This is a genomic window from Thioalkalivibrio sp., from assembly GCF_007692535.1.
Taxonomy (GTDB): Bacteria; Pseudomonadota; Gammaproteobacteria; order Ectothiorhodospirales; family Ectothiorhodospiraceae; genus Thioalkalivibrio.
In genome coordinates this window covers 1-6,477 of the sequence record NZ_REBW01000255.1, presented here as the reverse complement: position 1 = coordinate 6,477, position 6,477 = coordinate 1, and the positions used below count along the sequence as shown (strand labels likewise).

Below are 6,477 nucleotides of genomic sequence, written 5' to 3'. Positions count from 1 at the left end.
CTGTCGCCCGACATACAAGCGACAACCAACGCAAGGAGGTGTCATCGTGGTCGACCTGATCAAGCGTCGGTATCCTGAAGACCCCGGGGAAATCCGGCCCGAGAGGACGCTGGAGGATGGCACACCCAGTATCCAGTCCATTTCGTTCGGGCAGCCCCTGCGATGGCTTCGTCAGGGTTGGCGGGATCTTCTGCGCGCACCGTCCACTCTGCTTCACGGGCTCGTATTCAGCGTTGCCGGCCTGGCCCTGGTCTGGGCGACCTGGGCGCAGCCCTGGTTCAGCCTGGCCCTGATCATCGGGTTTCTGCTCATCGGGCCGGCGCTGGCAGTCAGTCTGAATGCGACGGCGAGGAACCTGGAAGCGGGAAAGCCCACGAATTCTGCGGCCGGCTTGGGTGCCATTGCGGAAATCGGCGCACCCCTGTGGTTCTTTGCCGCGATACTCTTGGGCATCTTTGCGGTCTGGACCGCCTATACCTGGCTATGGATTGCCGTGTTGAATGTCGGGCAGCTGGGGCTGCCTGCGCACATCGGTGAATTGCTCAGCGCGATGCTTGCCAGCCCGGCAGGCATCGTGTCACTGGCCGGTGTGCTCGTCATCGGCGCCGCGTTCGCTCTTGTGGCGTTCGCGATGAGCGTGATCACCGTGCCAGCGATGCTGGATCAGCGTTCGGGCCTCGTCGATGCAGTGGCCGTCAGCCTGAAGGCCTTCAAGCGCAACCCCGTACCGCTGTTGTTCTGGGCAGTGCTGATCACGGCGCTGTTCCTGTTCTCGGTGCTCACGGCCTTCGTCGCACTGATCGTGATTTTCCCGTGGCTCGGGCTCGCGATGTGGCACGGGTACCGTGACCTGGTGGGAGGCAACTGAGCCGCAGGATCCGCATCCGCGGCCGGAACCTCCCACGGGGAATACGACTAGAACATCGCAGCCTCCATCTCCAGGAACACGGCATTGGCGTTGCGACGGTGCGTCTCTACAAAGGCCGGCATGTCCTCGTACTTTGACCAGTCCGCCCGGGCATAGGCCTCTTCGAACGACAGAAATTCCTCGACCGCCTCGCCCATATGCTCGCGCAGATCCTGCAGATATCCACGGGTGAAGCTCACCGCACGAGCCGCCTCGGATGTTGCCGGACCATGCCCGGGGATCAGGAACGACGGGCTCATCTCCTGAACACGATCGAGGCGGTCGATCCAGTTTGCGGTGTTGACCTCGTCGTCACCGAGGAATGGCAGGCGTCCATCGAACACGATGTCACCGGCGAACACCACGCGGCTCTCTTCGACCACCATCAGCACGTCATCGGGCGAATGGGCGGGCCCTGCGTGGAGCAGGCGGAAGGTCTTGTCACCCAGTTCGAAGCGGTACTCGTCGTCAAAGAACTCATCGGGATGGACGACACGGGTGCTTTCGTCCACCCAGGGAAACAAAACATCCCGGCGCTGCTGCAGCCTTTGGCGGGCCGTGTCACTGTCCAGATAACCCTGCGCGCGGCTCTGGCCGATGATCCGGGCATCGGTATGATCGGCGAAGGCCTGCAGGCCATAGATATGATCGGCATGGTAGTGCCCCGCGATCACGTAGCGGATGGGCTCCTCCGTGACTTCGCGTATCCGCCGGATCAGTTCGAAGCCGAGCGCGGGCGTTCCAAGGGCGTCGTACACCACCACCCCCTCGCCGGTAGTCACGAATCCGGCATTGGAGGTGTGGCCCTGGTTCTCGGCACTCGGAATTCCGGAGAGCCCGATCATGTACCAGGCATCGGCATCTTCCACCTTGTGCGCGGCGGTATCGACGGTGACGCGGGGATAAGGATTTTCGGGAACAGTCATGACTTCATCCTCCTCGAGGAAAAGCAGATTCGCTTCATCGAAACTAGTAGCCACGCAGCCGGAGATCAAGGCACAGGGCCTTGAAATCCGGCATGGTGGGAATCCCGCGGCGCCTTCTCCAGGCTCCACCTCACAGCACTTGGCTGCCAGGACAGGGTCATAGCTGCACCCGCCGCAACAACTGGGCGTTGATCGCCACGACTACGGTGCTGGCGGACATCAGGACCGCGCCCACCGCGGGGCTGAGGAGAATGCCCCACGCGAAGAGCACGCCTGCCGCCAAGGGAATGGCGACGATGTTGTAACCGGCTGCCAGCCAGAGATTCTGGAGCATCTTTCGGTGTGTGGCCTGCGATAGCGCCACGATCCTGGGGATATCCCGCGGATCGGAACGCACCAGCACGATGTCTCCCGCCTCCACCGCGACATCGGTGCCAGCGCCAATCGCGATCCCGATGTCGGCAGTCGCGAGAGCAGGGGCGTCATTGACTCCGTCCCCCACCATCGCGACCTTTCTCCCCTGCTTCTGCAGTTCACGGACTTTCGAGGCCTTGTCCTCGGGCAAAACCTCGGCGAAGACCGTATCGATCCCCAGCTCCGTCGCCACGGCGTCCGCGACCGCCTGGGCGTCGCCCGTGAGCATCGCCAGTTGGATGCCGCGTTCGTGCAAGGCGCGAACCGCTTCCCGGCTCTCGTCGCGGATCTGATCGGCGACCGCGAAGACCGCCAGCGCCCTGCCCTCCCGCAACAGGTAGACGGCCGCCTGTCCGCGACCCGCCGCTGTTTCAGCGGTCTTTTCGAGTGGCTCCGAAACCGTCGCGTCCTCCGCCTTCAGCAGCGCTGACCCGCCCATCAAGTACGCGGTGCCATCGACCGAGGCTGCGATGCCCTTCCCCGCAATGGCCCGGAACCGCTCCGCCGAGGGAATCTCGATCTGCCTTTCTTCGGCCGATTTCAGAATCCCGCGGGCAATCGGATGCTCGGAGTCCGATTCCACCCCCGCGGCAACGCGAAGCATTTCGTCCTCCGACTCCCCTTCCACGACCGCAATCTCAACGACCCGAAACTCTCCCAGCGTCAGTGTTCCGGTCTTGTCGAAGATCACCGTGTCCATGAGACGGGCTCTCTCCAGGCCACGCCGGTCGCGAACAAGCAGCCCGTTCTTCGCCCCGAGCGTGGTGGAGATCGCTACGACCAGCGGGACGGCAAGACCGAGCGCGTGAGGGCAGGCTATGACCAGCACGGTCACGACCCGAACCACGGAGAAGTCGATCGATGCGCCCAGAAACTGCCATACGACCAGGGTCAGGACCCCCGCCGCAACCGCCACCCCGGTCAGCAATCGTGCCGCGCGGTCCGCCAGGTGCTGTGACCTCGACTTCGACTTCTGGGCGTCGCTGACCAGCTTCATGATTCCGGACAGCTTGGTGTTCTCCCCGGTGCCCGTGACCTTCACGTGGAGTGATCCCTCGCCGTTGACAGTCGCCGCCATCACCTCGTCGCCCTCGGACTTCTTCACGGGCTTGGACTCGCCGGTGATCATGCCCTCGTCAAGCGCGCTTTCCCCCTTCTGGACGACCCCGTCCGCCGGCACACTCTCGCCCGGGCGGATCAGAATGATGTCGTCCTTGCTTAACTCGGTGACCGGAACCTTCTCCTCGCCCTCGTCAGTCAGTCGGGCGGCCGTATCCGGCAGGAGTTTCGCCAGTTCCTGGAGTGCGCCCTGCGCTTGCGAGATCGAACGCATCTCAATCCAGTGTCCGAGCAGCATGATCGTGATCAGGCTGCTCGACTCCCACCACAACTCGGCGGCATCAAGCAACCCCAACCGAACCACCCAGGAGAAAGCGAAAGCCACCGTGATGGCCATGGCAATCAGCGTCATCATCCCCGGCAGCCCCGCCCGCAATTCGTGCCATGCGCCCTTGAGGAAGACCAGCCCGCCATACAGGAAGACGACCGTGGCCAATACCGGCGGAATCCAGGACGATCCCGGGAACTCCGGTGCCTGATAGCCCAGCAGGTTCTGGATGTGTTCGGACCAGAACATGACCGGGAGTGTGAGCATCAGCGCGAACCAGAACCGGTCCCGGAACATCGCCGGGCTGTGGCCCTCGTGTTGGTCATGATTCGCGTGCCCTGCTGAACTCTTGTCCTCTCGGTTTTGCTGATGACCGCTCACATCGGATCGATCTTCGTGCTTCTGTCCCTGATGGTTTTTCTCGTTCATGGGAGCTCCGGATAACAATTCTTTCGCAAGGCGGATTACTGATGAACAGCAATACCGAACCGACGCAGCCAACGCCAAATAGGTGGTCCCCGAAGACGTCAGACAGGCGCAATCATACGCATTGACAATACTCGAACAGAGGCACCACGCTTTTGCGTCACATGCATCATCGATCGACCGTCGAGCAGAGGCCGGCGATGTGACCAGAAAATCGGCCGATGCAGACCCATTTCCATGATGGATCGGCATCGGCTGGATAAAGCACGAACAGGACGGACCAAGAGGAGATTCTCATGTTTGCATTAACGAACCAGGTCGCCATCATTACCGGGGGTGCCAATGGCATCGGCAGGGCCATTGCAAAAACCGTGATCGAAGCCGGTGCGACTGCAGTCATCACAGACGTCGACGAGGCCGGTGGACGAGCGGCTGCAGAAGAACTCGGCGCGGAGTTCGAGGTTTTGGACGTCAGTTCGAAATCGTCCTGCCAGCAAGCGGTGAAGGCAGTACAGGATCGCCACCAGAGAATAGACATCCTCTGCTCCAACGCCGGGATCTTTCCTCAGGCTGCCTTGGACACGATGAGCGAGGAAGACTGGGAAGAGATGATCGGGATCAATCTTCGGGGTGCATTCTTCATGACGCAGGCAGTCCTGCCGGGCATGCGGGAGCGGGGCTACGGGCGGATCGTGCTCACCTCCTCGATCACGGGGCCGATTACCGGCTTCCCGGGCTGGGCGCATTACGGCGCCAGCAAGGCCGGTCAACTGGGCTTCATGCGCTCTGCGGCACTCGAGTGCGCGTCTGACGGCATCACCATCAATGCGGTCATGCCGGGCAACGTGCTGACCGAAGGACTGGAAAAACAGGGCGATGACTATCTCCGCCAGATGGCGGCGTCCATTCCCACCCGGAACTTGTGCGAACCTCAGGACATCGCGCATGCCGTGTGCTTTCTGGCCTCACCCGAGGCTCGTTACATCACGGGCCAGACTCTGATCGTGGATGGCGGCCAAGTACTGCCCGAGTCATTCGAAGCGCTGGAATAGGCCAGTGCGCCCTGGCCTGCCTTCCCTTCTGTCGCGAGCCTTGCAGCCCACCGCGGCAAGGCATGTTGAAATGCATCCCTGAACAGCGGAAGCCGGTGCCACGAGCAGCACCGGCTCCCGCTCGTCATGCCGTCCAGAACCGCACAGTGATTGCGCGCAAGCCTGCTGCATCAACCCTGCTGCATCAGCCGTGCGTGGGATGCGGCTTGGCGGTCGAAGGCCGATCGCTTGAACCCACCAGGCCCCGATAGCCATGCCACATGGAGAGGCCGAGCCAGGGGAAGATGACGATCAACGCAATGAAGGCGGTTGCCACCGACACCGCGAACAGGGCGGTGATCAGCAGGCCCCACAGCAACAGGGGACCCAGGTTGGTCTTCAGCGCCTTCAGGCTGATGGCCACTGCGTCCACCAACCCCCGCTGACGATCCAGCATCGCCGGCAGCGTCACGAGACCGATGGCGAAGACCGCCAGCGCGAAAGCCACTCCTGCGACAATCACGCCCAGCAATGCCACGATTCCCTGTGGACTCGCCAGCATCGCACCGAACACTTCACCCATGCTTGCCGCCGTGCCGAGCTCGCCCATCGTCAGGACACCGATCCAGCGCCAGATGATACCGGCCCACAGGGCAAACATGATGATCAGGATCGCGGCATAGAGCCAAACCGCCCAACCCAACTCGCGGATCGCGCTGAGACCGGTACTGAAGCGGATTGGCCCTCCCTGCTCCAACCTCCGCGCCATCTCATTCACTCCCACCGCGAGGATCGGACCCACCAGCAGGAAGCCGGAGATGAATATCAGGCTGACGATCGGCTGTTCCCAGCTCAGAAAAAGAATGACTGCCCCGACAGCCGCCACAACGAGACCGTGCAGCAGTACCGACGGCACTCTCCTCAGGTCCTGCCACCCCTTTGAAAGCCACTGCCCCAGATCGCCCGGAGCAGAGATCGAGCGGATGGGCGGAGTCCCGGTGTCAAGGGTCTGTTTGGGTTCGACCTTGTCGGGATGTTCAGGATACAGAACTTCTTGCGCTCTCTTCATGATGTTCTCCCTTTAGCTGTTCTCCCTATACGTAAACGTTCGATCGGTGTGTCATGCAGACTCTTCCTTTGACGCTAGTAAAACACTGCATGTGCAACTTGAAGTTTCAGACATGCCAACGCACAGCCATGTTCCAGAAACAAACCTTTTCCTTGCGCACCCGAAATTCGTTCACCAAAGCCTGAAATGATTTCGTCACAACAGGTATTTTAGCAGCATCCGAAATCCGCTGACATGGGGAAAAACCCTCCATGCGCATACCTGATCATCACGGAAGCTCCGCAGAGGACCCCTTCGCGCGCAAGGCGCGCTCCCAC

At 61.7% G+C, this 6,477-nt stretch carries 5 protein-coding genes; 2 read left to right on the top strand and 3 right to left on the bottom strand.

Features of this window, described 5'->3' with window-relative positions:
* Positions 1-868: DUF2189 domain-containing protein (locus tag EA346_RS14335; protein WP_366755805.1), on the top strand; the 868-nt coding region annotated here is incomplete at its 5' end.
* 47 nt (positions 869-915) lie between these two features.
* Here EA346_RS14335 and EA346_RS14330 read toward each other — a convergent pair.
* Positions 916-1,833, bottom strand: coding sequence for an MBL fold metallo-hydrolase (locus EA346_RS14330; RefSeq protein WP_296759737.1), 918 nt, complete (start codon positions 1,831-1,833; stop codon positions 916-918).
* Between the two features lie 157 nt (positions 1,834-1,990).
* Positions 1,991-4,063, bottom strand: a complete 2,073-nt coding sequence (locus EA346_RS14325) for a heavy metal translocating P-type ATPase (protein ID WP_296759735.1) — start codon at positions 4,061-4,063, stop codon at positions 1,991-1,993.
* A 293-nt stretch (positions 4,064-4,356) separates the two neighbouring features.
* Here EA346_RS14325 and fabG point away from each other — a divergent pair, with 293 nt between their 5' ends.
* Positions 4,357-5,112 (top strand): 3-oxoacyl-ACP reductase FabG, encoded by a 756-nt coding sequence (gene fabG, locus EA346_RS14320; RefSeq protein ID WP_296759734.1) that lies wholly within the window; start codon positions 4,357-4,359, stop codon positions 5,110-5,112.
* Between the two features lie 184 nt (positions 5,113-5,296).
* On the opposite strand, the gene EA346_RS14315 is transcribed toward fabG, so the two are convergent.
* Complete coding sequence (locus EA346_RS14315) at positions 5,297-6,160, bottom strand: DUF2189 domain-containing protein (RefSeq protein WP_296759733.1); 864 nt, start codon at positions 6,158-6,160, stop codon at positions 5,297-5,299.
* Positions 6,161-6,477 lie beyond the last annotated feature (317 nt).

Excerpts from the sequence above, each read along its gene's own strand:
- EA346_RS14325 (WP_296759735.1), bottom strand. The coding sequence starts at position 4,063 with ATGAACGAGAAAAACCATCAGGGACAGAAGCACGAAGATCGATCCGAT.
- EA346_RS14330 (WP_296759737.1), bottom strand. The coding sequence starts at position 1,833 with ATGACTGTTCCCGAAAATCCTTATCCCCGCGTCACCGTCGATACCGCC.
- EA346_RS14315 (WP_296759733.1), bottom strand. The coding sequence starts at position 6,160 with ATGAAGAGAGCGCAAGAAGTTCTGTATCCTGAACATCCCGACAAGGTC.
- fabG (WP_296759734.1), top strand. The coding sequence starts at position 4,357 with ATGTTTGCATTAACGAACCAGGTCGCCATCATTACCGGGGGTGCCAAT.